General features: G+C 48.9%; 18 protein-coding genes. 11 read left to right on the forward strand and 7 right to left on the reverse strand.

Annotated elements, in window-relative coordinates; genetic code table 11:
* Positions 1–76: 76 nt before the first annotated feature.
* The gene (locus P2G85_RS01390) at positions 77–2434 is read right to left on the reverse strand and encodes a helicase-related protein (RefSeq protein ID WP_275862314.1); all 2358 of its coding nucleotides are present in this window, start codon (positions 2432–2434) and stop codon (positions 77–79) included.
* Between the two features lie 264 nt (positions 2435–2698).
* Here P2G85_RS01390 and P2G85_RS01395 point away from each other — a divergent pair, with 264 nt between their 5' ends.
* The 3 genes from P2G85_RS01395 (at position 2699) to P2G85_RS01405 (ending at position 6851) form a co-directional block, all read left to right on the forward strand.
* On the forward strand, positions 2699–4387 hold the full coding sequence (locus tag P2G85_RS01395) for an NAD-dependent malic enzyme (RefSeq protein ID WP_275862315.1): 1689 nt from the start codon (positions 2699–2701) through the stop codon (positions 4385–4387).
* A 162-nt stretch (positions 4388–4549) separates the two neighbouring features.
* The gene (locus tag P2G85_RS01400; protein ID WP_275862492.1) at positions 4550–5281 is read left to right on the forward strand and encodes an ElyC/SanA/YdcF family protein; all 732 of its coding nucleotides are present in this window, start codon (positions 4550–4552) and stop codon (positions 5279–5281) included.
* Between the two features lie 199 nt (positions 5282–5480).
* Positions 5481–6851 (forward strand): DASS family sodium-coupled anion symporter, encoded by a 1371-nt coding sequence (locus tag P2G85_RS01405; protein WP_275862316.1) that lies wholly within the window; start codon positions 5481–5483, stop codon positions 6849–6851.
* A gap of 108 nt (positions 6852–6959) precedes the next feature.
* On the opposite strand, the gene P2G85_RS01410 is transcribed toward P2G85_RS01405, so the two are convergent.
* On the reverse strand, positions 6960–8291 hold the full coding sequence (locus P2G85_RS01410; protein WP_275862493.1) for a GGDEF domain-containing protein: 1332 nt from the start codon (positions 8289–8291) through the stop codon (positions 6960–6962).
* A 269-nt stretch (positions 8292–8560) separates the two neighbouring features.
* On the opposite strand from P2G85_RS01410, the gene P2G85_RS01415 reads away from it, so the two are divergent.
* A complete protein-coding gene (locus P2G85_RS01415; protein WP_275862317.1) occupies positions 8561–9385 on the forward strand; it encodes a DUF2797 domain-containing protein in 825 nt (274 codons plus the stop codon).
* Between the two features lie 57 nt (positions 9386–9442).
* On the opposite strand, the gene P2G85_RS01420 is transcribed toward P2G85_RS01415, so the two are convergent.
* Entirely contained in the window at positions 9443–10678 is a 1236-nt protein-coding gene (locus P2G85_RS01420) for a cysteine desulfurase-like protein (RefSeq protein WP_275862318.1), read from the reverse strand.
* Complete coding sequence (locus P2G85_RS01425; protein ID WP_275862319.1) at positions 10662–11318, reverse strand: 2OG-Fe dioxygenase family protein; 657 nt, start codon at positions 11316–11318, stop codon at positions 10662–10664. The genes P2G85_RS01420 and P2G85_RS01425 overlap by 17 nt, the downstream gene beginning before the upstream one ends.
* 355 nt (positions 11319–11673) lie before the next feature.
* Here P2G85_RS01425 and trxB point away from each other — a divergent pair, with 355 nt between their 5' ends.
* The 3 genes from trxB to cydC all read left to right on the forward strand — a co-directional run bounded on the left by trxB (position 11674) and on the right by cydC (position 16236).
* Positions 11674–12633, forward strand: coding sequence for a thioredoxin-disulfide reductase (gene trxB, locus P2G85_RS01430; protein ID WP_275862320.1), 960 nt, complete (start codon positions 11674–11676; stop codon positions 12631–12633).
* Between the two features lie 104 nt (positions 12634–12737).
* Positions 12738–14522, forward strand: coding sequence for a cysteine/glutathione ABC transporter permease/ATP-binding protein CydD (cydD, locus tag P2G85_RS01435; RefSeq protein WP_275862321.1), 1785 nt, complete (start codon positions 12738–12740; stop codon positions 14520–14522).
* Positions 14515–16236 carry a cysteine/glutathione ABC transporter ATP-binding protein/permease CydC gene (gene cydC / locus P2G85_RS01440; protein WP_275862322.1) on the forward strand — a complete coding sequence of 574 codons (1722 nt, stop codon included), beginning with the start codon at positions 14515–14517 and terminating at the stop codon, positions 16234–16236. The genes cydD and cydC overlap by 8 nt, the downstream gene beginning before the upstream one ends.
* Before the next feature lie 55 nt (positions 16237–16291).
* Here cydC and serC read toward each other — a convergent pair whose 3' ends face one another.
* A complete protein-coding gene (serC, locus tag P2G85_RS01445; RefSeq protein ID WP_275862323.1) occupies positions 16292–17386 on the reverse strand; it encodes a 3-phosphoserine/phosphohydroxythreonine transaminase in 1095 nt (364 codons plus the stop codon).
* Between the two features lie 131 nt (positions 17387–17517).
* Positions 17518–18780: a DUF945 family protein gene (locus tag P2G85_RS01450; RefSeq protein WP_275862324.1), complete on the reverse strand. Its 1263-nt coding sequence runs from the start codon at positions 18778–18780 to the stop codon at positions 17518–17520.
* A gap of 185 nt (positions 18781–18965) precedes the next feature.
* Between P2G85_RS01450 and P2G85_RS01455 the strand changes: the two genes are divergently transcribed.
* From P2G85_RS01455 to P2G85_RS01465, 3 genes are all read left to right on the forward strand, one after another.
* Positions 18966–20909 carry an ATP-binding protein gene (locus tag P2G85_RS01455; RefSeq protein WP_275862325.1) on the forward strand — a complete coding sequence of 648 codons (1944 nt, stop codon included), beginning with the start codon at positions 18966–18968 and terminating at the stop codon, positions 20907–20909.
* Positions 20902–21399 carry a response regulator gene (locus P2G85_RS01460; protein WP_275862326.1) on the forward strand — a complete coding sequence of 166 codons (498 nt, stop codon included), beginning with the start codon at positions 20902–20904 and terminating at the stop codon, positions 21397–21399. The genes P2G85_RS01455 and P2G85_RS01460 overlap by 8 nt, the downstream gene beginning before the upstream one ends.
* A 203-nt stretch (positions 21400–21602) precedes the next feature.
* Entirely contained in the window at positions 21603–22151 is a 549-nt protein-coding gene (locus tag P2G85_RS01465) for a hypothetical protein (RefSeq protein ID WP_275862327.1), read from the forward strand.
* Positions 22152–22333: 182 nt separating this feature from the next.
* Here the strand turns inward: P2G85_RS01465 and P2G85_RS01470 are convergent, their stop codons facing one another.
* Positions 22334–22921, reverse strand: coding sequence for a TfoX/Sxy family DNA transformation protein (locus P2G85_RS01470; protein ID WP_275862328.1), 588 nt, complete (start codon positions 22919–22921; stop codon positions 22334–22336).
* Between the two features lie 370 nt (positions 22922–23291).
* On the opposite strand from P2G85_RS01470, the gene P2G85_RS01475 reads away from it, so the two are divergent.
* Positions 23292–24212, forward strand: a complete 921-nt coding sequence (locus P2G85_RS01475) for an HDOD domain-containing protein (RefSeq protein WP_275862494.1) — start codon at positions 23292–23294, stop codon at positions 24210–24212.
* Positions 24213–24253: the final 41 nt, after the last annotated feature.

The raw sequence follows: 24253 nt of genomic DNA on the forward strand, positions 1-24253 counted from the left end.
GCCATGATCAAATTCAGGAAGCACAATGAGCAATTATCATACCATATTCAAGACGCCACCATGATGCATTCGGGTTTTATCTTATATCAATAACCCGACTGGCCTTACGGTATTGCACCCTCCACCCCTGCCATCTGGGTAGCTCCCACCGCTTCGGGTCTCCTTTTCTGTTCCCCCCGGCATACACCACTTGCACCAGTTTTCTGGCCGGGAAATACTCCACATCCAGTTTAAGTTCAGCCAATACCAACTTCAGTGGAAACCGCTCGGCAAACTCTGCGTACTCCCACTCTGGTATGCCATGAAAGGGGAAATCATCACTCTCAAACAGTGCCATATCGTCAATGCTTTCCACCCCAAGCGTGTGTAACTGCTCAGTCAGCCAAGTTGAAAAATTGAGTTCGTCCAGCTCTTTCGACGATACAGGGGCCGGATTAAGTTCAAGTGCATTATACAATTTCCAGTGTTGCAACTGCTGCTTTCTCAATGGGGCAAAACCAGCTAACAAAGTTTCATTTTCAACCATCTCAACAATCGAGTGGATTGCCACTTCACCTTCCAGTGGCTGATATTCAGTCGCGATCGTCCGTCCGGCGTAGAGCAGATGCATGGTTGCCCTGGGAATGGGTTCATCGTAATTGGTTTCGCCTTGTTGCCATTCACCCAGTTCCAGCTCCCGCAATAATGAGAGCGAAACAGGCATCATGACCGACGCCAGATTGAGCGTCTGCCTGCTGCCGCGTCCGGGTAAGCTGTGACTATCTAGTACCAATGCCGCTTCTGCCTTTTCCGGGAAACGGCTATTGCGCCCGGCCACCATTTCAACCGCGCCATTTGCCAACGCCTCCCGACGACGTGCACGGCGGACAAAAACCAGCTCAGGGTGCAGCGTCGCAATCTCCTTCGCCAGCCCCTCTCGGTTAAGGCGCGAGGCAACTTCCAAATCGGGCAGACCGAACACCTCACGCATCTGCTTCGCCAATCCTTGCGCCTCTTCAACAATGCTCTTGTCTAAGGATACCCCAGGCAATGGTTCACCTCTGACTAATCGAATCAATACGCTGGCATCGCAACCATATGGCTCTCCCTGCGCTAACGCCTCAGCCTCATCCCCGCCTGATAATTGATATAACTGCCCCGGAACAGAGAGTGCCGCAGCAAGGTCTATCATGGCTTCTTTGTTGGCTTTACTCTGAATACGAGTAACCAGGTCAGCAAACAAAGCATCAATCGGCAGCGGGTAAACGCTCTGGCCGTGTTCCGTAATACGCCCCTCATTATTCAGTGCATCCATCCCCTGAAGCGTCTGCAGTGCCTGCAACAATGGTTTTTCTGGTAACGGATCAAGAAACTCCAGTTCGTTCAGGCGGTATCCGCAACAGGCCGCGGCCAGCATCGGCTCAACCAGTTCTTCCCGTTGCAGCTCCGGCGGGGTTACCGCTTCGAGCGGCGCGTGCTCACCATATAATCGGATACAGGAGCCCTCTCTCACCCGTCCGGCACGCCCGGCACGCTGCGCTGCACTGGCCTTAGAGATATGTGTCAGCGCCAGCGCGGTACGACCGTTCCGCTGTAGGGTTCGTCTTTCCAAACCACTATCAATCACCATAGTAATGTTAGGAATTGTCAGGGAGGTCTCCGCCACATTAGTCGACAGCACCACTTTTTGCTGCGGTTGCTGGGTCAAAGCCCGCATCCGTTCGTTATCGCTGACAGAAGCGTGCAACTTGGTGATGAGTACGCCATCAAGGCTCTGTAACGCCTGTGCACAATGATTGATCTCTTTTCTCCCGGGCAAGAACACCAGTATGTCCCCTTGCTCATCCATCATCGCCTGTTTGATCGTATCAATGACATGCGATTCACAGCTTCTTTTGTCGGGCAGATAATGACTGTCCCGGGCTTGATGGCACACCGAAACGGGAAAACAACGCCCTTCAGAACGCAAGCGCTCCGCGCCAAGATAACGGGCTAACTTCGCGCCTTCGATAGTCGCGGAGGTAACGATTAAACGGTGTTGCTGCGAATGCTTGATGATGGCGGTCAACAGGTCGATATCCCAGCGGCGTTCATGAAACTCATCAATCATTACCACCGAGAAATTGGCCAGTTTATCTTCAGCAAACCAGCGCAATGCAACACCGGGAGTGACAAACACGACCTGAGTATCAGGGTCAAAACGAGTATGCAATTTAATGGCATAACCTATTTTTTTACCCAGCGGCTCGCCAGATTGCCCGGCCAGGTATTCTGCCAGCGAAGTACAGGCGATACGTCTCGGTTCGATAACCAACACCCGCCCATGCTCAGCAGCCCAGAGAGGCAGGCGGGTAGACTTACCTGAACCGGTTTCGGCTTCAACAACAAGGTGATGCCGGGGTAATAAGGTATCAAAATCGGAACGTAAACTCTCAATGGGTAATGTTTGGGACATATAGATGCTGGCTTTTCATTGTTGGAACACCGGCATTATACCCAACTAAGCGCAAGATGCTCAGATATCCGTATCAAGCCGCCTAAGGCTCGCGATGCAGCAAAGTCCCTTCGGCAGTATTGGGTAATTGAACAAATTTGAACCTTACAACAAGAATTTTTACGATATTGCGTTGATGTACATCAACGATTGTTTACAACTAATTGCAAATCCCGTTAGAATTTTCGCCGCATCCTTCATCCTATACCCTACATAAGGCACCGAATGAATAACGACAAACGCCCACTCTATATTCCTTACGCCGGCCCAGCACTGCTCGCGACCCCTCTGTTAAACAAAGGCAGTGCATTCTCAGCGGAAGAGCGCAGTTCCTTCAACCTGGAAGGTCTGCTTCCTGAAAGCACAGAAACTATTCAGGAACAGGTTGAGCGTGCTTATCAGCAGTACAAGAGCTTTGAAAGCGATATGGACAAGCACATTTACTTGCGTAATATTCAAGACACCAATGAGACCCTGTTTTACCGCCTGGTTCAAAACCACATTTCTGAAATGATGCCAATCATCTACACCCCAACGGTTGGCGCCGCGTGCGAAAACTTCTCCAATATTTACCGTCGCGGCCGTGGCCTGTTCATCTCTTACCCGAACCGCGACCGTATCGATGATCTGCTCAACAACGCAGCTAACCATAACGTAAAAGTTATTGTTGTAACTGATGGCGAGCGAATTCTGGGTTTAGGCGACCAGGGGATTGGCGGAATGGGGATCCCGATTGGTAAGTTATCGTTATACACCGCATGTGGCGGTATCAGTCCGGCATACACGCTACCTATCGTTCTGGACGTAGGTACCAACAATCCGCAACGACTGGCAGATCCGATGTACATGGGTTGGCGCCATCCACGTATTACCGGAGCAGAATATGACGCTTTTGTTGAGGAGTTCATTCAAGCCGTGCAACGCCGCTGGCCCGATGCCCTGATCCAATTCGAAGACTTTGCACAAAAAAATGCCATGCCACTGCTGGAACGCTACAAAAACCGCATCTGTTGCTTCAATGATGATATTCAGGGCACAGCGGCTGTGACGGTCGGCTCTTTGTTAGCGGCGTGTAAGGCGGCTGGCAGTAAATTGTCTGAGCAACGCATTACCTTTTTAGGTGCTGGTTCTGCCGGGTGTGGTATTGCAGAAGCGATCATCGCCCAAATGGTTTCAGAAGGTATTTCGGATAGCCAAGCCCGCTCGCAGGTATACATGGTTGACCGCTGGGGCTTGCTGCAAGAGGGTATGCCAAACTTACTAGACTTCCAGCAGCGCCTGGTACAAAAAGCCCAAAACACCAAGGAGTGGCAAAGTGAAGGCAACGGCTTCTCACTGCTGGATGTAATGCGCAATGCCACACCAACCGTATTGATTGGTGTTTCTGGTGCGCCAGGCCTCTTCAGCCAGGAAGTAATCCAGGAGATGCATAAACACTGCCCACGCCCAATCGTATTCCCGCTGTCTAACCCGACCAGCCGCGTAGAAGCCACCCCGAACGACATCATTCGCTGGACAAACGGTGAGGCCCTGGTCGCAACCGGCAGCCCGTTCGAACCCGTGACTCACGAAGGCAAAACATACCCTATTGCTCAGTGTAACAACAGCTACATTTTTCCGGGTATTGGCTTAGGTGTGCTGGCGGTTAACGCCAAGCGGGTGACCGATGAGATGCTGATGGAATCAAGCCGCGCTTTGGCATCCTGCTCCCCACTCTCAATTAACGGTCACGGGGCTTTACTGCCACCACTGGAAGAAATTCACCACGTATCGAAGAAAATTGCGTTTGCGGTAGGCAAGAAAGCCATCGAGCAAGGCGTTGCGCTGGAGATCACCGATGAAGCACTTCAACACGCGATAGACCAAGCCTTCTGGCAACCCGTCTATCGCCGTTACAAACGCACGGCATTCTAAAAACCATCTCCATGGCCAGTATCAAAGCCCCAAGACCTAGGGGCTTTTGATTTTTATAAGCTTTTTCTCCTGATAACAAGATTTCCGTACAAATAGACTTCTCTATTTTGTCCGCTATCGGATATGATGAGCAGCATGAAATTTATCAAAGAAATCCCACGCATGTTGCGGGCCTGGAAAAAGCGGCTTTGCAAGTGTCGATTCACTTGGCCGCGTATTTCACTCCTGACTGCGATTCTCTTCATTGGGGCAACGCTCGCCATTATCGCGATCGATCGCTGGGTCGTGCTACAGGCAGAAGACAAAATTTTCACTTCTTATGATGCTCTGCCCGAGCATGAAGTTGCTGTAGTGCTCGGGACCAGCAAATACATCGGGAAAACCCTCAATACTTATTACTCACATCGTATTGATGCCGCAATCAAACTGTATGAGCGCGGTAAGGTAAAACAATTTTTACTCACCGGTGATAACGCACACCGTTCTTACAATGAACCCTGGACCATGAAGCGCGACATGCTTAAAGCCGGTGTGCCGGATAAAGTGCTGCACCTCGACTATGCCGGTTTTCGGACCTTAGATTCAATTGTCCGGGCTAAAAAGATTTTTGCATCAGAACGCTTCCTGATTGTTACCCAACGCTTTCACTGCGAGCGGGCCTTATTTATTGCCCACGCCTATAACATTAATGCCCAGTGCCTGGCTGTCGCCGGCCCAACTACCAATCGCCAGCAAACCTCAATGCGTTTACGTGAACTAATGGCACGAACCAAAGCCTTTTTGGACTTGTATATTATTAATACCCAGCCTAAGTTTCTTGGCCCGCCAGAGCCCATTCTGGCCGTCAGTGATGAGCAAGAGAAAACTCAGCCAGCCATAAACGCCACCCCATAACAACCAGCTAACAATTAATTAAAAATAAATGGGTAGATGTCTACCCATTTCGCAATTCTAACCTCACAATTTGCCGCTCATACCTTTATTCACCGCCCCTTCCTTTGCATTTTCATTGTAACATTTTCTCAATAACTAAAAACAAGTCGGTTACGTTGCTATAAAAAATACTATAAGGCAATGCAAAAGGAGCACTACTATGACTGCACTCGCTGTGACACTGAAGAACTGGTTCTTCACCCGTAACAGCATGATTTTGATCGCCAATATCGTGCTGTTTGCTATTTTACTTAATACCCTACCGTTTGATCCCAAAGTAGTAACAGGCCTGAGTATTCTGGTCTTTGTTGCCGTGCTTTGGCTTACTGAGGCAATTCATGTCAGCATTACCGCCTTGCTCGTACCATTGCTGGCAGTTTTCCTTGGCGTGTTTAACACTCAAGCGGCGCTGAACAATTTTTCCAACTCGATCATTTTCCTGTTTCTGGGTGGATTTGCATTGGCCGCCGCATTACATAAACAAAAGCTCGACCAGGCGATTGCCGATAAAGTTCTGCTGATCGCACGCGGCAAAATGTCAGTGGCGGTATTTATGCTGTTTGGTGTAAGTGCAGGCCTGTCAATGTGGATCTCCAACACCGCCACCACGGCAATGATGCTGCCCCTGGTTCTGGGCGTAATGACCAAACTCGATAGTGAAAAAAATCACCGTACTTTCCTGTTTGTTCTGCTTGGGATTGCGTACAGCGCATCAATTGGCGGGATTGCCACCCTCGTCGGTAGCCCACCTAACGCAATCGCCGCTGCCGAAGTCGGATTGAACTTTACTGAATGGATGAAATTAGGTCTTCCCATCTCAATGATGCTGTTACCGATTGCGCTGCTGATCCTATATGTGATGACCAAGCCCGACCTAGGCCATAAATTTGAACTCAGCCACCAGCCTGTTGAATGGACCAACGGCAAAATGATCACTCTGGCGATCTTCTTGTTCACAGTCACGCTTTGGATCTTCAGCAAACCGATCAACGCCATGCTGGGTGGGTTCGCCAAGTTTGATACTCTGGTCGCAATTGGCGCTATCCTGTTACTTGGTGCATCTCGCGCCGTAGAGTGGAAAGATATTGAAAAAACCACCGACTGGGGCGTACTTATCCTGTTTGGTGGCGGTATTTGTCTGAGCAACATCTTAAAGGTAACCGGTACCAGCGTATTCCTGGCGCACGGGTTAAGCGGCTTCTTGGAGCAGGCGGGCGTTTTACTAACCATTTTAGCTGTGGTTGCTTTCGTGGTCTTTCTAACCGAGTTTGCCAGTAACACCGCAAGTGCGGCTCTGCTGGTGCCGGTGTTCGCTACTATTGCTGAAGCGTTGGGCCTGTCACCGGTCATTCTTTCAGCGCTTATCGCTGTCGCCGCTTCCTGTGCATTCATGTTACCGGTCGCAACCCCACCAAATGCCATTGTCTTTGGTACCGGCCACATCAAACAACAAGAGATGATGAGAATTGGTTTAGTGCTCAATATCGCCTGTATTGGTGCATTAACCCTGTTTGCCTGGCTCTTCTGGTAAAAAGAGCACTACATGGCTGATCTTGGTCATCGACCAGATGCCCCATGTTTCCCCCGGCGTTGATCAGCAATTTATTTCGGTGGCCAACAGGCCACCGTTTTTTTATGCCTAACTCGCCTCAGCCGTACCTACCGTCATTAGCCCATAATTGACTTCCACCCGGTTGCGACCAAGATCTTTTGCCTGGTAGAGCGCTTCATCTGCGCGTGCCAGCGCTTCGGTCACTCGTTCATTTTGCAGCTCCGCAATACCAATACTGCAAGTAAGCGTATTACCATGCAGCCAAAGATGGTTCTCGACATGCTTACGAATACGCTCAGCCTTTTCTGCCGCAAATTGAAGCGTCACATCCGGGCAAAACAATACAAATTCCTCCCCGCCCCAACGAACCAGTCGATCTTCAGCCTCAAGTGCACTGGCGATAACCATCACAAACTCACGCAGAATATCATCACCCATTTGGTGACCAAATTGATCGTTAACCGCTTTAAAATGATCTAAATCCAAGTACAAAATGGACAGAGAGTTGTGCCCCCACCTGACTTGGCGCGCCTGCCGTTCAAGCCATTCCCGAACGGCGTGACGATTCATAGCGCCGGTCAGTGCATCACGATGAGCCAGTTCAGCAAACTCAAAGTTCTGGGCTCGCAGGGAGTGGTAGAGTTTTTTTAAATGACGGTGTCGCTTTTGTGCTTCGTCAATCGCGTTTTTACGCTTTCTCAGCTCACTCAACGAAAATGCCAGACCGAGAGCCATCCAGGAAAAAAGCAAGACAAACAGCAGCGTTTCCCGAGGGAGGTAAGTACCTTCAAATTCAATTTTGTCGATGATGATCTTATGGCTGCCATACCCTGCTCCGGCTCCGGTAGACAAATCTATCCGGGTCACATTGGCATACTCCGGCGCAGAATATTCTATCGGCACATCATTATCAGCAAGCCACCAAGTCATCACTTGAAGATTTTTGATTGGGATCTCGAGCGTTTCGGTCTGCTCAGCAGAGTCAAACTGAACCCCATTGTATTTGATCGTATACTCCTCACCCGGGACAGAATAAGCCGGGTTAAAATTGCGTAAATACAAGCGCAGTTTTCTCTCACCATCTCCGGCTTGTAAATAGCGCAGTTTCACTCGAACAGTATGATAATTGGACAGATCAATCCCTTGATTTGCTTTAACCACATCGGTGTATACAGAAAGGCCACAATATGGCCAGGCATAATCACTTTGCTTCAGCTCACAACTCAGCTCGAGCCTGTCACCCTGCCAGTCAATATCAGCGCGGCTTAAGCCCCCCTCTGAAACATCGCTGGTGACATGAAAGTCAAACTTGTTTGGCGTAATTTGCAGCTTACGTGTGTCACCAAACAAGCTGTACAGCCCAACCACACCAATAGTGCTCAGTGACAATGCAAAAACGAGTTTGTGTATCCACTTCAGATTCATAAGCTATGGCCTTACACCTTGAAACCTTTGACTACGAGACCTTGCCGTGACCAGAAGCTCCCACTAAACAAAATCAATTTATCAGTCATTCATTTTTTAACTAGAATTCTCATCATTCAGACAACAGTATGCCGTATCGGACGTGGTTCATAAGTGAAAACTGCAAGGGTGAGCAGATTTTTGCGGTATAGTTCACATTAGCTTCAACAGGCAGTCAAACATACCTTTTGGTATACTGCGCAAAACACAAGAAGAGTAATGTCATGTCACTACTAATAACCGGCACGCTGAGTAAAATGCGTGCCACTCTGGATGGAGAAGTCACCTATCGTCTGCCTGTAGGCAATGAGGAAATCAATCTCAACCCATTAATCGGCCTACCTCTGACCTTAACCCATACCGGCAATATCTACTGTTGTTCATGTGGTAAGAAAACCAAGAAAAGCTACTCACAAGGACACTGCTTCGTGTGCATGAAGAAGCTGGCCAGCTGTGATATGTGCATCATGAAGCCGGAAACCTGTCACTATGACCAAGGCACATGCCGCGAGCCGGAATGGGGCGAGGCGAACTGTATGGTCGATCACTTTGTATATTTATCGAACACCTCCAGCCTCAAGGTCGGCATCACCCGCCATACTCAAATTCCGACCCGTTGGATTGATCAGGGCGCCACTCAGGGTTTACTGGTATTCAAAGTAAAAAGTCGCTACATTTCCGGTTTAATTGAAGTTGAAATGGCCAAGCATATCGCCGATAAAACCAACTGGCGAGCCCTGCTTAAAGGCGACGGTGAGCCGCTGCCTCTGGCAGAACAGTTTGCACAGTTGCTGCCACTGGTTGAAAACAAAATCGCTGAGATCAGGCAGCGATTTGGTGATGATGCGATTCAGATTCTGAATGAAAAAATTACCGACCTCAGCTATCCGGTACAACAGCACCCGACCAAAATCACCTCGCACAACTTTGATAAAAACCCGGTGGTAAGCGGTGTTTTGCAAGGGATCAAAGGCCAGTACCTGATTTTTGATACCGGGGTGATCAACATTCGCAAGTTCACCTCATACGAAGTTGAAGTCAGCGCTTAGTTAAGAGGAAAAAGCTCGAGTCACCTCGAGCTTTTTAAGTTTTAAACATAGTATCTGTCAAAGACTCAACATGTTTTCCAGCACATCAAACAGCATGTCAATCTCTTCCACCGTGTTGTAGTGCATACAACCGATCCGCACCACACCTCCTGAGTCCAGCAAACCAAGTTGCTGTACTAAACCCTGGGCATAAAAGTGACCATTCCAAACACAAATGTTGTGTTCACCCAATGTCTTTGCGACCAGCTCCGGGCTGAGCTTGTCAAACGTCAAAGCAAAAGTCGGTGTACGTAACAGCACATTTTCGTCTGCAATACCATACAGCCTGATCCCCTGCAGTGCATCGAGCCGGTGTAAAAAGTGCGCACTTAACTGCTGTTCGTGCTGGTTGTACAGCACGTAACTCTGCTCAAGCTGTTTCCGCAGTGGCTGCCCTTCATCGCCCCATTGCGCCAGATAGCGCACCGCTGCGCTGAGCCCGGCCAACGCTTCAAAACTCTGGGTGCCGGTTTCAAACCGCCCCGGTCCAATGTTGCTGGCCGGTTCGACCTTATAAGGCTTCAGGCTATGTAACCACTGATCCGCCACATAAGCGATGCCCACATGCGGGCCGAAGAACTTGTACGCTGAACAAACCAGAAAATCACAGCCCAACTCCTGCACATCAATCAGGTGGTGGGGCGCATAATGCACGGCATCGACATACACTTGTGCGCCGACCTGGTGGGCGGCTTGGATCACTTGTTTCACATCAACAATTGATCCGGTGGTGTTCGACGCATATGTGACCGCCACCAGGCGGGTGTTCTCTGATAACAGGCTGAGCAGATGCTCCATATCAAGCGTACAGTCATGCTGATTGACGCGCACCTGATGGACGATCACTCCCTTATCCTCAGCGGCTTGCTGCCAGCTCGACACGTTCGAGTAGTGGTCGAGCGAGGTGACGATAACCTCATCGCCGGCTTGCCAGTCACGGCTGATCGCCCGGCTCAGCTGGAACGTGAGTGAAGTCATATTCGCACCAAACACCACATTGCCGGAAGAAGGCGCATTAAGCAGCGCCTGCGCCGACTCACGTGCGTTATGCATTACATCAACGGTTTTCCGGCTGGAAAAATAGTGTCCGCCGAGATTGGAATTATACTGACCGAGATATTGCGTCATGCTGTCGAGTACGGACTGCGGCACTTGTGAACCACCCGGCCCGTCAAAAAAGGTAACCGGTCGGTCATTATGGTACTGGCCTAGTGCCGAAAACTGTTCGCGTATTTGGTTAAGAGTGAAATTCATTGCGTTTATCCGTTGCTGTTAGTACGAACACATCCATATACCCTTCCTGATCGTTGTTCACTGAACGGATAGGACACGCGTTATGCCACAGTTTACCGTCGGCCAGGATGGCCACCTCTCCGTTTTCCAGTACTTTGCGGAAAAACGGTGCCTGGTTGCTGCTGCTGTACAGCATGATGTCACCACCGATGATGTTATGACGCCCTACCCCAACCAGTGCAATATGATCGAAACCATCCTGATGTACCCCTTCCGGCGCGACTTGCGTTTCATCCTCGATCGCAGCAATACGGATCTGATGAACCTCGATTTCCTGCCCGTCAGGCAGATGATTGACGCTGACAAACAGATCACACATTTCACCGAAGCCTTCGCTGGCCATGATCGCAGGCTCGATCGGAGCAAACTCGCGCACGACATCACCCTGAAAACGGTTAATGTCGGATGATTGAACAAACTGGTTCCTTTTCAAATCAACAATTTGACCATCTTTAAACTGCACAACCGAATAACGTCTCAGGCGATATTGCCCATCGGCGTGCCCGGTGTTTGGCAGATAAGAAAAAGACGGGGATAGTTGCTCGATAGCAGCCATGCTGAGCTGGGTAAGGTGCAAGGTATTCTCTCGCGAATGTAACATCATCGACTCCTTAATGAAGCACATCTAAGCTAAACAAATTAACATTTAATTTACATTCTAGAATACGCAAATATTTTGCAATTACCAGCCTTTACCGCCGATAGTGTTAGCAAAAAGAATAATACACAACCAATAACCATACAGCGACCAAATAACAGCACATAACTTCATTGCGCCACCTTAGCAGCATTTGAAACTAGATTTCTGTCCTGCACTCAGCATTTTATACCTTTTCTATACCATCAAAGGTTCTAACCTATAACCATTAATTCACTTCAGACCCTTGGTTTACGCTTTTAAAGCCATCGGAATTTCCCTACAATCGAAAGAAATGTTCAGCCCTTTTGGAGCCATAATGAGCGACGTAAAACACTGTAAACTATTAATTCTTGGTTCTGGTCCAGCCGGGTACACCGCCGCCGTTTATGCTGCGCGCGCTAACCTTAACCCAGTGCTAGTAACGGGAATGCAGCAAGGTGGTCAGCTAACCACCACAACCGAAGTAGAAAACTGGCCAGGCGATCCTGAAGGCTTAACTGGCCCGGGCCTGATGGACCGGATGAAAGAACACGCTGAACGCTTTGAAACCGAAATCGTGTTTGATCACATCAACGAAGTGAACCTTTCGCAGCGTCCGTTCCGTCTGAAAGGCGATTCTGGTGAATACACCTGTGATGCGTTGATTATTTCGACCGGGGCCTCGGCAAAATACCTCGGCCTGGAGTCAGAAGAAGCATTCAAAGGTCGCGGTGTATCGGCTTGCGCCACCTGTGACGGCTTCTTCTACCGCAATCAGAAAGTTGCCGTTGTCGGTGGAGGCAATACCGCGGTTGAAGAGGCGTTGTACCTATCGAATATTGCCGCTGAAGTGCACCTGATCCACCGCCGTGATGCCTTCCGCGCGGAAAAGATTCTGGTCAATCGTCTGATGGATAAAGTCGAAAACGGTAATATTGTGCTGCACACCGACCGCGTGTTAGAAGAGGTATTGGGCGACGACATGGGCGTCACCGGTGTCCGGATCAAAGACGCAAAATCCGACGCTACCGAAGATCTCGCCGTCATGGGTGCCTTTATTGCCATTGGCCACCAGCCAAACACCCAAATCTTCGAAGGCCAGGTCGAGATGAAAGACGGTTACATCATTGTCAAGTCGGGCCTGGAAGGCAACGCCACCCAAACCAGCATTGAAGGTGTATTTGCTGCCGGCGATGTCATGGATCACAACTACCGTCAGGCGATCACTTCAGCCGGAACCGGTTGTATGGCCGCATTGGATGCAGAACGCTTCCTCGACGGCTTAAATGACAAATAACTTTTCACATTTGTATCATATCCTTAAAACCCAGCGGTATTCCCGCTGGGTTTTCTTTTGTATACTAGCGCCTTTCTAAAAACAATTATCATTAAGCCTTCAAAATGGATAAGAAAAAGCAACGCAGCTTGAATAAGTGGCTTAAGCAACAGAGTAAGTTAGCCAAACGCTGGCTTACGATTGCGATTGGCCTGGGCGTAGTTTCAAGCGTGTTTTTATTGGCTCAAGCAGCCTTGCTCGCCTCCATTCTTCATCAACTGATCATTGAACATATCGATAAGAGCGAACTGATCTGGCATTTTGTTGGATTGGGCATCACCGTAATTGCCCGGGCGGCCTGCACTTGGGGACGGGAAATCGCCGGTTATCGCTGTGGTGAACAGATCCGCAGCTACATTCGCCAAATGATCCTCGACAAAGTACATCAACTTGGACCTGCTTACATCAAGGGCAAGCCAGCCGGAACCTGGGCAACATTAATTCTTGAGCAGGTGGAAGATATGCAGGACTTCTTTGCCCGCTACCTGCCACAAATGTCGCTGTCCGTGCTAGTGCCTTTCATCATTTTGGTGGTGGTGTTTCCTGTCAACTGGGCAGCCGGATTGATCTTCCTTATCACCGCTCCGCTGGTGCCACTGTTCATGGCTTTAGTCGGTATCAAAGCGGCTGATGCTAACCGCAAAAACTTCAAAGCGCTGCAGCGCTTATCCGGCCATTTTTACGATCGCCTGCAGGCCATGACCACCATCCGCCTGTTCGACCGTACTCAGGCAGAGACCGAAGTGTTAAAAGGTGCCTCAGAAGTGTTTCGCACCCGAACCATGGATGTATTGAAGATAGCGTTTCTCTCTTCCGCGGTATTGGAGTTTTTCACCTCTATCTCTATCGCCATCACCGCGGTGTATTTTGGTTTTAGCTACATCGGTGAATTGAATTTCGGCTATTACGGTACCGGAGTTACTCTGTTTGCCGGATTGTTTATCCTGATCCTGGCACCGGAGTTTTATCAGCCACTGCGCGATCTGGGCACCTTCTACCATGCCAAGCAGCAGGCTGTTGGCGCGGCCGAGAGCATCGTTGAGTTTCTGGAGCTCGAGGTCAGTCAGGTGCAAGGCGGCCACCAGTCACTACCCGACGGCAATATCTTGATTGAAGCATCGGATCTGACCATTTTCAGCCCGGAAGGTAAACAACTGGCAGGCCCGCTAACATTTAAACTCGATACCAATCAGAGCACGGCCTTAGTCGGCCCGAGTGGTGCCGGTAAAACCAGTCTGGTGAATACCCTGCTCGGGTTTATGCCTTATCAGGGCAGCCTTAAAATCAACGGCTGTGAACTCAAACAGCTGGAACTCGCCTCCTGGCGCGCGGCCATCAGCTGGATTGGCCAGAACCCGATGCTACTGCATGGCGACATTCGTGACAACGTCACTCTTGGTAAGCACGATATCACCGACAGCCAGGTTGAGCAGGTACTGGCAGACTCACATTCGGCTGAATTTGTTTCCAAACACGGACTCAGCTATGCCATTTCCGATCGCTCCGGCGGCTTGTCTGTCGGTCAGGCGCAACGCCTGGCGCTGGCGCGCGCGATGTTGCAAAACGGACGTTTTTGGCTGCTTGATGAACCTACCGCCAGTCTGGATGCCCACAGCGAAAAACTGGTAATGGAAGGCATCAACAAATATACCGCTAGTACCACCAACCTGATGGTCACCCACCAGTTGGCGCCACTACAGGACGTCGAGCAAATCCTGGTCATGCATAATGGCCTGATCGTGCAAAGCGGTGACTACGCGACGCTCTCTGAGCAAGAAGGACTGTTTAGCGACATGCTCGCCGCCAACCTCGCTCAACAACACTCAGACAAGGGGAACCTGGATGCGTGATTTACTCCCTTATCTAAAACTATATAAGAAACACTGGTTCGGCCTGTCGCTTGGTATGCTGCTGGCATTTGTCACTCTGGCCGCCTCAATCGGTTTATTGACGCTCTCCGGCTGGTTTATTTCCGCCGCCGCCGTCGCCGGGCTGACCATCGCCCGGGAAACTTTTAACTACATGCTGCCGGGGGCGGGTGTGCGTGGTGCGGCGATGGCGCGCACCGCAGGCCGCTGGGGCGAGCGCGTGGTAAGCCACAATGCCACCTTTAAACTGTTAACCGATTTGCGGATTTTCTTCTTCCGCAAGCTTGCACCGCTTATTCCCGGCCGGGTTTCTACCCTGCGTGATGCCGACCTGTTAAACCGCCTGGTGGCCGATGTCGATGCCATGGATCACGTGTACCTGCGCCTTATCAGCCCGGTGACCGTCGGTGTACTGGGCATTGCCGGTCTGACCGCCGTACTGGCATGGTTTGATCTTGAGTTAGCGCTGCTGCTCGGTTCGATTCTGGCACTGATGCTGTTTATCTGGCCACTGCTGTTTTACAAATTGGGCAAACACAATGGCCAGCATCTGACCCAAAATAAAGCTGACCTGCGTGTTACTACGCTGGACTGGTTACAGGGTTACAGTGAACTCAGCCTGTTTGGTGCAGAAGAACGCTACCGCAATGCGATTTTGGACAAACAGCAACAACTGTTTGCCAATCAGTTTGTTAACGCCAATCTGACTGGTATGGCATCCGGACTGCTGATGCTGGTTAACGGCCTGACGCTGGTGACCATGCTGTGGTTTGCTGCCGATGGGGTCGCAGGTCAGGCACCGGATCCGATGGTAGCGCTGATGGCTTTTGCCACCATGGCCAGCTTTGAGTTGCTGATGCCTATCGCTGGCGCGTTTCAGCACCTGGGCCAGACGCTGACTTCCGCTCGTCGCCTCAACGAAGTGATTCTGGCGGAACCGGAGGTGCAATTTCCTGCCCAGTCACACGCCCGGGACAAGCAATTCCATATTGAGTTCGACCACGTTGCGTTTAGCTACCCTGATGGCCATCAGCAGGTACTGCATAACCTGTCACTGACACTGCCACCCGGTACAAAAACTGCGATCGTCGGCCAGACCGGCTCAGGAAAATCAACCTTGATCCAGCTACTGTGCCGCTACTGGGATGTTAACCAGGGCGAGATCCGCATGGGCAATACCCGACTGCAGAACTGGAGTGAGCCCGATCTCCGCGCGGCGATCAGCGTGGTCAGCCAGCGCGTTGATGTGCTTAACGGTAGCTTGCGCGACAATTTGCTGATGGCATCACCCAAGGCTTCGGATGACCAGTTGTCTGCCATTCTGCGTCAGGTGGATCTGGGCAACTTACTCGACAATCAGGGCTTAGATACCTGGCTGGGTGACGGTGGCCGCCAGCTTTCAGGTGGAGAAAAACGCCGGATAGGCATTGCCCGGGCTCTGTTAAAAGATGCCCCTATCCTGCTCTTGGATGAGCCGACCGAAGGGCTGGATAAGCGCACCGAGAAAAACATCATGGCGCTGTTTAGCGAACACTTTACGCATAAGACCGTGGTATTTATTACCCACCGCCTGATCGGGCTGGATGCCATGGACAACATCTGCCTGATGGAGCAAGGAGAGATCATCGAGCAAGGTGATCATGCGACGCTACTCGCCCAGCAAGGGCGCTACTATCAACTGTTACAGTCGCTATAAAAAACAAAAAGCCGAACAGGAGTTCGGCTTTTTTTATTAAAAGTGTACAGGTGCCTTACGCATATTGCTCTTCAAACTTACGCATAAAGTCTACCAGAGCCTGCACGCCTTCAAGTGGCATGGCGTTGTAAATAGAAGCACGCATACCGCCTACCGCACGGTGGCCTTTAAGCGCTTTCAGCCCTTGCTCACCCGCCAGCTCAAGGAAGGTGGCATCCAGCTCTGGCTTCGCCAACTGGAACGGCACATTCATTAATGAACGGTTATTAGGGTGAATGTTGTTACGGTAGAATTCTGACTGATCGATGTAGTCATAAAGCAGCTGCGCTTTGTCACGATTGATTTTCTCAATCGCTTTTACCCCACCCAGTGCCTTAAGCCACTTGAACACCAATCCTGACAGGTACCAGGCAAAGGTAGGAGGAGTGTTGAACATCGAATCTTTTTCAGCCAGCACGGTGTAATCCAGAATCGTTGGTAAGACTTTGTTCGCCAAACCAAGCAAGTCATCACGCACGATTACAATGGCAATGCCTGAAGGGCCGATGTTTTTCTGCGCACCCGCATAAATAACGCCATACTTCGATACATCAATTTCGCGTGACAAAATGGTCGACGACATATCGGCGACGATCGGTTTATCCGTGACGGGCAGATCGTTAATTTCAATACCATCGATGGTTTCATTCGGGCAAAAATGTACGTAAGCGGCATCTGGCGCCACCTGCCATTCGCTGGCTGGCAGGATCGCGACTTTACCGTCGATTTCCGTTTTGGCATTAAATACATCCGGCTCACAATATTTTTTTGCTTCTGCGACTGCGCTTTCCGCCCAGTAACCGCCATCGATATACGTCGCGGTAGCCGCATCACCGAGTAAATTTAACGGCACGGCAGCAAACTGAGCACGGGCACCACCCTGGCAAAACAGGACTTTGTAGTTGTCTGGCACATTAAGCAAGTCACGAAGGTCTTGTTCCGCTTCTTCAGCGACTTTAATGAACTCTTTACTTCGATGACTGATCTCCATCACTGAAGTACCCAAACCTTGCCAATTGAGTAGTTCCTGCTGTGCTTGCTGCATAACGGCTTTCGGTAATCCTGCCGGGCCTGCACTAAAGTTAAATACGTGATCCGTATTTTGTTCCATGATGCTCATTGCTCCTGCTGTATAAATATTACGAAATTAATATCACGTTTTAGCTGGGATAAAAACAACAAAAGAGGCCTATCGGCCTCTTTTTTACTGATTACGTTGAAATATTAAACTATGGTTAATGATTACTGTGCCAACGCCGGAAGCAATAAACTCACTAGCGGGAACTCATGACCATTTTCAAACTTGAGTTTACCGTCGGATATCTGTGCTTTCAATTGATAGCCGTCGTCCGTCTTCTCTATCAGTTCCATGATCAGTAACTCATCGATACCTTCCTGAATGAAGGGGTACGCTTCAACCAACTCATCCGAAAAATAAGTGTTCAGATTACCGTTTATTGCACTGATGAGCTTCATTGGGCCACTGGTAATACCATCGGTCCCCTGAGGCACCGCCAGTTGCCACTGATTACTAAACTTACCATCACCAAATGCCAATGATAACTCATTAACCGATACGTCAAAGCCCTTACTGAACAGTGCATCAATATGGGGGAGTAACTTGGCGATATCATCCTCACCAAGTGCTGGAGTATTCTGATAGATGGCCATAATCTGGTCGAAAGAGTGGCTATCAACATCACTGACCGAAAAATCCAACTTAAAACGATCAACATCGGTTCCATCAGATAGGTGAAGCTTAAGCGCATTCATCACCAACTGGCTGTTCAACTTATCCCCGGTTACGTCTAGCGTAGTATTGCCATCGTAGCTGGCGCTTTCGACCAAAAATATTGGCTGATGCTCTGCATCAACAATATTAAATTTTTCTAGCGTAAAGTTCTGTTGGCCGAGCCAGTACCCATTAGCCTGTTTGCCTTTCCCCTCACCTTTTAGAGCGGAGAGATAGATTTCCTCGCCACTGTCAAAATCAACCTGCACTGACGGAATATCTACCGCATACTGAAGATCACCGAGTACCGTCACATTACCGCTCAACACAGCGGGGCTGGTGGAGACTAACAAACCTTGTTGCTCGTGCTGGAACTGCCAGCTATCCAGTTCAATGTCAAAAGCGGTATTACCATTAAGCTGAGTCGTAGTTTGCATTGTCAATGGTAACGCTTGGTTTTCAAGAATCACTGAATCTGCGCTCAAACTGGTCAGTCCGTGCGTGACGTCACTTCTGACATTAAACACAACCGGCAAACCATCCAGCTCCAACTGCTGTTTGATCACCGGATCGGTCACGCTATAGCGCGTCAGCACCACCGAAGACAAGTAACCGCGATCATATTCAACGATTTCGCCTTTAACCATGTCGTTGTTCATATTAGCAACGCCATCTTCGACAAGAGATTGGCCAATTTGCCCAACCGCCAGAGGCCAACAGAGCGCTAACGAAATTGCGCCACCAATAGCGCCGAGCTTTTTCAGATTTTCCATAATGTCACTTATTACGTAATTTCACCCAGTCTACCGCAAACCCAGAGCGGATAAAACATTGAGATGTATCAGACTATTGATGGTTTAACACACTGATTCATCATTTATTAAACGTAGCTCCCAACGAACAAATAGTTTTGTTGATATGGTGAAATGGCTAAGATTCAACCGGAGTTTAATCACCTGTGAACCGTTACGCTGTACTTTGCCTGGATAACAACCCCATCAGTGCGGAACAATTCCGGCATGAGCTATCTGTTTTTGCCAGTAAATTTGACATTCACTCGGTTGAGTCGCTGGAAGAAGCACAGAGTGCATTAGATTATTTGCAGTCTAATCAACAAACGGTTGCACTTGTGATTGCCAGCCATCACTCAGAGATCAATGGTGTCGAGTTTTTAATTGGTTTGGATCGCTCACCTCATACTGAAAAAGCCCGTAAAATCCTGATTAGTTATTCGTCTGATATTGATGCCATTTTAACTGCCGTCAATGAAGGCCGCCTGGACTACTGCCTGACCAAACCACTACCTGACAAAGTGTTGTTTAATACGGCTCAAAAAGAGTTAACACATTTTATTCTACACCATGACCGTGAAAACTTACTCAGCTACAGCCATGTACTAGACCAGCAAAAATTACTCCGCGCACATATTGATAGACAAATGCAAAGCTATCAAGCCGGGTTTCTGGATGACTACCACGTCATGAGCGACTCCGAACTGGCAGAGCGGGTCATCGGCGCCTTGCAGGCCTTTTTTCAAGAAAAAGATGAGACCAAAGCCTGCCGTACTTATTCCCCGGAACACCTTCTCACGGTCGAGGGAGAGCCGAACAGCTTCTTATGGTTCATTACCAATGGTGAGGTAGCTCTGTATAAACGTGACGAAATGGGTATGCAGCGCGAAGTGGTTAGGCATAGCAAGGGGAACCTTGTTGGCGGTATGTCCTTTGTCACTGGTGAAAAGTCTTTTTCTACTGCAATGACATTAACCAAAACTGAAGTCATCAAGCTGGATCGCACCGTTTTCCGCCAAGTGATGCAGTCGGATTCCAACTTATTACCGCTGTTTACCAACCTGTTATTAAGGCATTTCAACCGGCGCCTGCAGCGCAGTATTAACACCAAGCTGCAACTACAGAAGACACTCGAGTCGCTCGAGTCGGCACACTTGCAACTCATTGAGCGAGAAAAAATGGCCATGTTGGGGCAATTGGTTGCGGGTGTGGCACATGAACTCAATAACCCTATCGCAGCCATATTGCGCGGCGTGGAAAACCTGACCACAACCTTACAGCAGCTCCTGACTCAAACCCCTGATAATAAAGTTCAATCCAAGGGAATTGAAATTCTTGGCAACGCCCAGCATAGCAGGCCCTCTTCCACTGCCGAGTTGCGCCAACGGGCAAATCAGCTTAAACCTCTGTTGAGCGAACGGAGTATTGCCAAAAAAGTCGTGTCATTAGGCTTAGACAGCGATCGTCAACTGCTAGAGACACTAAAACGCAACGATGCCCAGTCACTTTCTGATCTGGCATTACTGGAAGAGTATCATCGCGTCGGTACGTCACTGCGCTCGATCAACGTCTGTGCTGCGCGCATCGCCGATATGGTGAAAAGCCTGAAAGGCTATGCACGCGACGATGACGAGATGATGCACTATGCCAATATCCACGAAGGCATAGAGGACACCTTGGTTATTTTTGAAAATAAACTCAAACGCCATACCGTGGTCACCGACTATGCTGACATTCCCAAGATAGAATGCCAACCTATTGCATTGCAGCAGGTGTGGACAAATTTAATTTCTAACGCCATCGACGCATTTCCAGACAAAGGCAAGTTGACGATTCAATCAAGTATTCAGCAGCGGGATGGACAACGCTATGCCGTCATTGCCTTTGAGGACAACGGCCATGGTATACCAGAGAGTCAGCAACAAGCTATTTTTGAGCTCAATTTTACAACCAAGAAAGAAGGTAATTTCGGTTTAGGTATTGGCCTGTCAATCTGCCAACAGATCGTCACCAGCCATCATGGATGGATTGAGGTTGAGTCCGAGCCAGATGCGTACACAAGAATGACCGTCTGGTTGCCTATCAAAACAGAAGGAGAAGAACATGTCTAAGTATTTGATCTTGTGTGTGGATGATGAGCGAGAAGTCTTGGACAGCGTACTTCAAGATCTCGCCCAGTTTGAAGAGCACTTTATTGTAGAAGGTGCCGAGTCTGTCACGGAAGCAAGAGAGGTCATTGAAGACTTTATTGCTGAAGGGGTAAAACTGGCACTCATTTTATGCGATCACATCATGCCAGAACAAACCGGTATCAGTTTCTTAATCGAACTGAATCAAAACAGTGATACCCAATCAGCACGGAAAATTCTACTCACCGGGCAAGCGGGCTTAGAAGATACCGTTGAAGCCGTCAACCATGCTAGCCTGGATTACTATATTGCCAAGCCTTGGCGTGGTGATACGCTTCGCGAGGTACTCAGAAAACAATTGACAGAATTTGTGATTCATAACGATGACAACCTGTTGTCCTGGGTCTCAGTACTTGACTCTGAAGCAATTCTAAACGCAATGGCAGAACGACGGGCAAGTTTTGGTGAATGACCATCGCCGATGATGCCAATACTGCTGTTCCATTCGCACTATAACGGCATATTATTTGCTCAATAATTGCAAATTCAACAAAATACCGACACATTTTATTGGTCGCTAGCCGCGGTTTTTATTATGATGTCGAACAAACAGGATTAAGGTTCAAATGTTTATTTGGATCGATAGAAACATAAACAAAAGGTTTATCGTTGATTATGCGTAAAACACTATTAGCCGCTGCGCTATTGTTGGCATCCAGCCAGGCGTTCGCTGAAACCGATCGCAACAGCCCTGCCGTCATGAGCAACTTTAGCTACGACTACGCTGAGGCACGTATTGGTGCCAGCCCGGTAACGTTTGGTGCCGGCTTCAGCAAAACAATCCACCCCAACGCTCACGTCATTGCCCGCATTGACTCGGAGTTTGAAGGTGACTTCGACTCTGCTGCCGGCTTTGGTTTCCATTCGCCCCTAAACAACTGGGCAGATTTGACCGGGGCAATGCTAATGCGTGTGGTAAAACCAGAAACATCAAGCAGTGCAGATGTGGGGATGGAATTAAACTTAGGTGTCCGTCAGTGGCTAGGGCCGCAACTCGAAGTTGGAGGCAAAGTTGGTTATGTCTCGATCGATGACGATGACGACGTGACCGGTGCCGCTTACGCCCGCTTTCATTCCACGGAGCTTTTCTCTTTGGGGATAGAAGCGCGCCTGAATGATTTCTACGGTGATCAACTGATGTTCACCACGCGTTTTAAGTTTTAAACACTAAGCAAGTACCAGTGTAATAATGCCAAAAGCCGAGGTAGTTACCTCGGCTTTTTATGCTGTTTAGACTCATCCCGGAGCGGCTAAAAACGCAAACTTCCTTTTGCCATTTCTAACACTTAATTTTTACGACCCGCTAACTCCATACAACGTTAAGTCAACTATCTGCTTGTGGCACTTTAGTGACACAATGCCAGCAACTGTTTCTTGCGTGGTTCCTGAATGAGTTTCCAGTGGACACCATCAATAGCGCCAGCGAACTTCCAGAGGAGCTTTAAGTCCACATCACTGCCGTAAGCAACGCGAACTTTATTAAACACTTCTACCGCACCAAGCTCAAGAAATGTATCTACGTCCTCAACACCGGCCTTTTTCACCATGCGCTCAAGCGTAAGCTGCATATTAGGCAAATCACGCAGACGTTTGCTGGCTGAAGATTTCTGTAACCGGCGAGCATTCACTGAACACTGAATCGAACGTTGCAAAAGCTCGTCCAGACCGTCATAGCGGCTTTCAAACAAGTTGGTTATATCGTAATAGTTCACCGTAGCCGTTGTCTGTTTCTTAACGTGTTTGTACTTTTCACAGTCCAAGGCAGCAAAGGTATCATCCAACCCGTCACCACCGCGGATATAGCAACAACCATTGCTTACCAAAGCAAACATAGCGTCGTTAGTGAACAAACCGATGCCACCAAACATCGAGCGTTTCTGATAGTTACTAAAATTGTTTACGTATTTAAAAAAAGCTTGGTCTGTCATGTCCATTGACCTCTTTAATCTGAATAAATTACCCCGATTAGCGATGTCACCAGATAGAACAGCAGCTTATAGCGAATTAGAAATAGTTTGATTGTTGGTGATATTGTCTGGGTTATCTCCACCAACTGCCCTCATCATACTTAACGGCGAAAAATAAGTTAAGATCTATGTCACAGATAACAAACGATTAACTCGCTATACGTGATTGGTTTCACATACCAGCACGATTGACGACCTTAGCAGAAACACTTTGTTACAAACAGAGATTATGCGCGATGCTTTATTGACCAACCACCAAATCCAAAATACGCATTTCGTTGCTAACGAAGCGCTTGTGAGGTTACACTGGGTGAAATATCTAAAAACACAACGTCGCATGGAACACCTATCATTTTTTTGGCTGCCCAATAATAAAGACAAACTAATTAAGGCGCTCGAGACTGAGTTCGCCCAGTTGGTCGAACAGTCTATTGCTACTGGTAAAATTTCTTTACCACCGATATCCGATGTTGTTGTGAAAATACAGAAGATGTGTGTCGAAGAACACACCACTGTCACCGATGTCGCCCATTGTCTGCTGGAAGACCCAGGGTTGGCAGCCTTGGTGATCCGTATCGCTAACTCGGTAACTTTTAACCGGCGTAATATTACCTGTAATGACTTGGCAACCGCCGTTTCCAGATTAGGTATATTTCGGGTGAGAGATATTGTTACCGCCCAAGCCATTGAACAACTCAAACATTCGATAAACTTATCCAGCGCATCGAATGCTATCCTGATCAAAAGCGCAGCCGTATCACGTGAGTTAGGCGCGACGATGGTGCTGATAGTTCAGGAATTTCGTAAACGTGAACCCGATAACTACGACTATCTTGAGCAAGAGAAAGCACTGCTGGTTGGTTTGTTGGCCGATATCGGTTTGTTCTGTCTTGTCAATGAATACCACCTCTACCTGGACAGGGGCAATTATTTGGATGATGATATTGCCCTGCAGATTTTCCAAACCCGCTGTTCAGCCACCAGCAACTTGGTACTGGAAAGGTGGGGATTTGATAACGACTTCCGCGAAGTCTCTTCCAATGAAATAATTGAGATGGTGCGTCCAGAAGTGAGTTATCTCGATATCGCCCGTATTGCCAATCATTTATTGATGTTCCGCAGTCAGGACGAACGAATCGAAGAACATGAAGTGGAATTTAATCTGACTGGTGCGGAAGTACTTTATGACTTGAGCAATCTAAGCGACGACGATTTTCAGGACGAAATCAATAATGTACTTCAAGCCAGTGGTTGGTAGCTTTTAGCACTACAGCGGTTACCATCATCATTCGTCTGCCA

The organism is Vibrio sp. CAU 1672 (assembly GCF_029223195.1).
Taxonomy (GTDB): Bacteria; Pseudomonadota; Gammaproteobacteria; order Enterobacterales; family Vibrionaceae; genus Vibrio.

Bases quoted from the DNA above. Each gene is read 5' to 3' on its own strand.
- P2G85_RS01390 (WP_275862314.1), bottom strand. From the start codon at position 2,434: ATGTCCCAAACATTACCCATTGAGAGTTTACGTTCCGATTTTGATACC.
- P2G85_RS01395 (WP_275862315.1), top strand. From the start codon at position 2,699: ATGAATAACGACAAACGCCCACTCTATATTCCTTACGCCGGCCCAGCA.
- P2G85_RS01400 (WP_275862492.1), top strand. From the start codon at position 4,550: ATGTTGCGGGCCTGGAAAAAGCGGCTTTGCAAGTGTCGATTCACTTGG.
- P2G85_RS01405 (WP_275862316.1), top strand. From the start codon at position 5,481: ATGACTGCACTCGCTGTGACACTGAAGAACTGGTTCTTCACCCGTAAC.
- P2G85_RS01415 (WP_275862317.1), top strand. From the start codon at position 8,561: ATGTCACTACTAATAACCGGCACGCTGAGTAAAATGCGTGCCACTCTG.
- P2G85_RS01420 (WP_275862318.1), bottom strand. From the start codon at position 10,678: ATGAATTTCACTCTTAACCAAATACGCGAACAGTTTTCGGCACTAGGC.
- P2G85_RS01425 (WP_275862319.1), bottom strand. From the start codon at position 11,318: ATGTTACATTCGCGAGAGAATACCTTGCACCTTACCCAGCTCAGCATG.
- trxB (WP_275862320.1), top strand. From the start codon at position 11,674: ATGAGCGACGTAAAACACTGTAAACTATTAATTCTTGGTTCTGGTCCA.
- cydD (WP_275862321.1), top strand. From the start codon at position 12,738: ATGGATAAGAAAAAGCAACGCAGCTTGAATAAGTGGCTTAAGCAACAG.
- cydC (WP_275862322.1), top strand. From the start codon at position 14,515: ATGCGTGATTTACTCCCTTATCTAAAACTATATAAGAAACACTGGTTC.
- serC (WP_275862323.1), bottom strand. From the start codon at position 17,386: ATGGAACAAAATACGGATCACGTATTTAACTTTAGTGCAGGCCCGGCA.
- P2G85_RS01450 (WP_275862324.1), bottom strand. From the start codon at position 18,780: ATGGAAAATCTGAAAAAGCTCGGCGCTATTGGTGGCGCAATTTCGTTA.
- P2G85_RS01460 (WP_275862326.1), top strand. From the start codon at position 20,902: ATGTCTAAGTATTTGATCTTGTGTGTGGATGATGAGCGAGAAGTCTTG.
- P2G85_RS01465 (WP_275862327.1), top strand. From the start codon at position 21,603: ATGCGTAAAACACTATTAGCCGCTGCGCTATTGTTGGCATCCAGCCAG.
- P2G85_RS01470 (WP_275862328.1), bottom strand. From the start codon at position 22,921: ATGGACATGACAGACCAAGCTTTTTTTAAATACGTAAACAATTTTAGT.
- P2G85_RS01475 (WP_275862494.1), top strand. From the start codon at position 23,292: ATGGAACACCTATCATTTTTTTGGCTGCCCAATAATAAAGACAAACTA.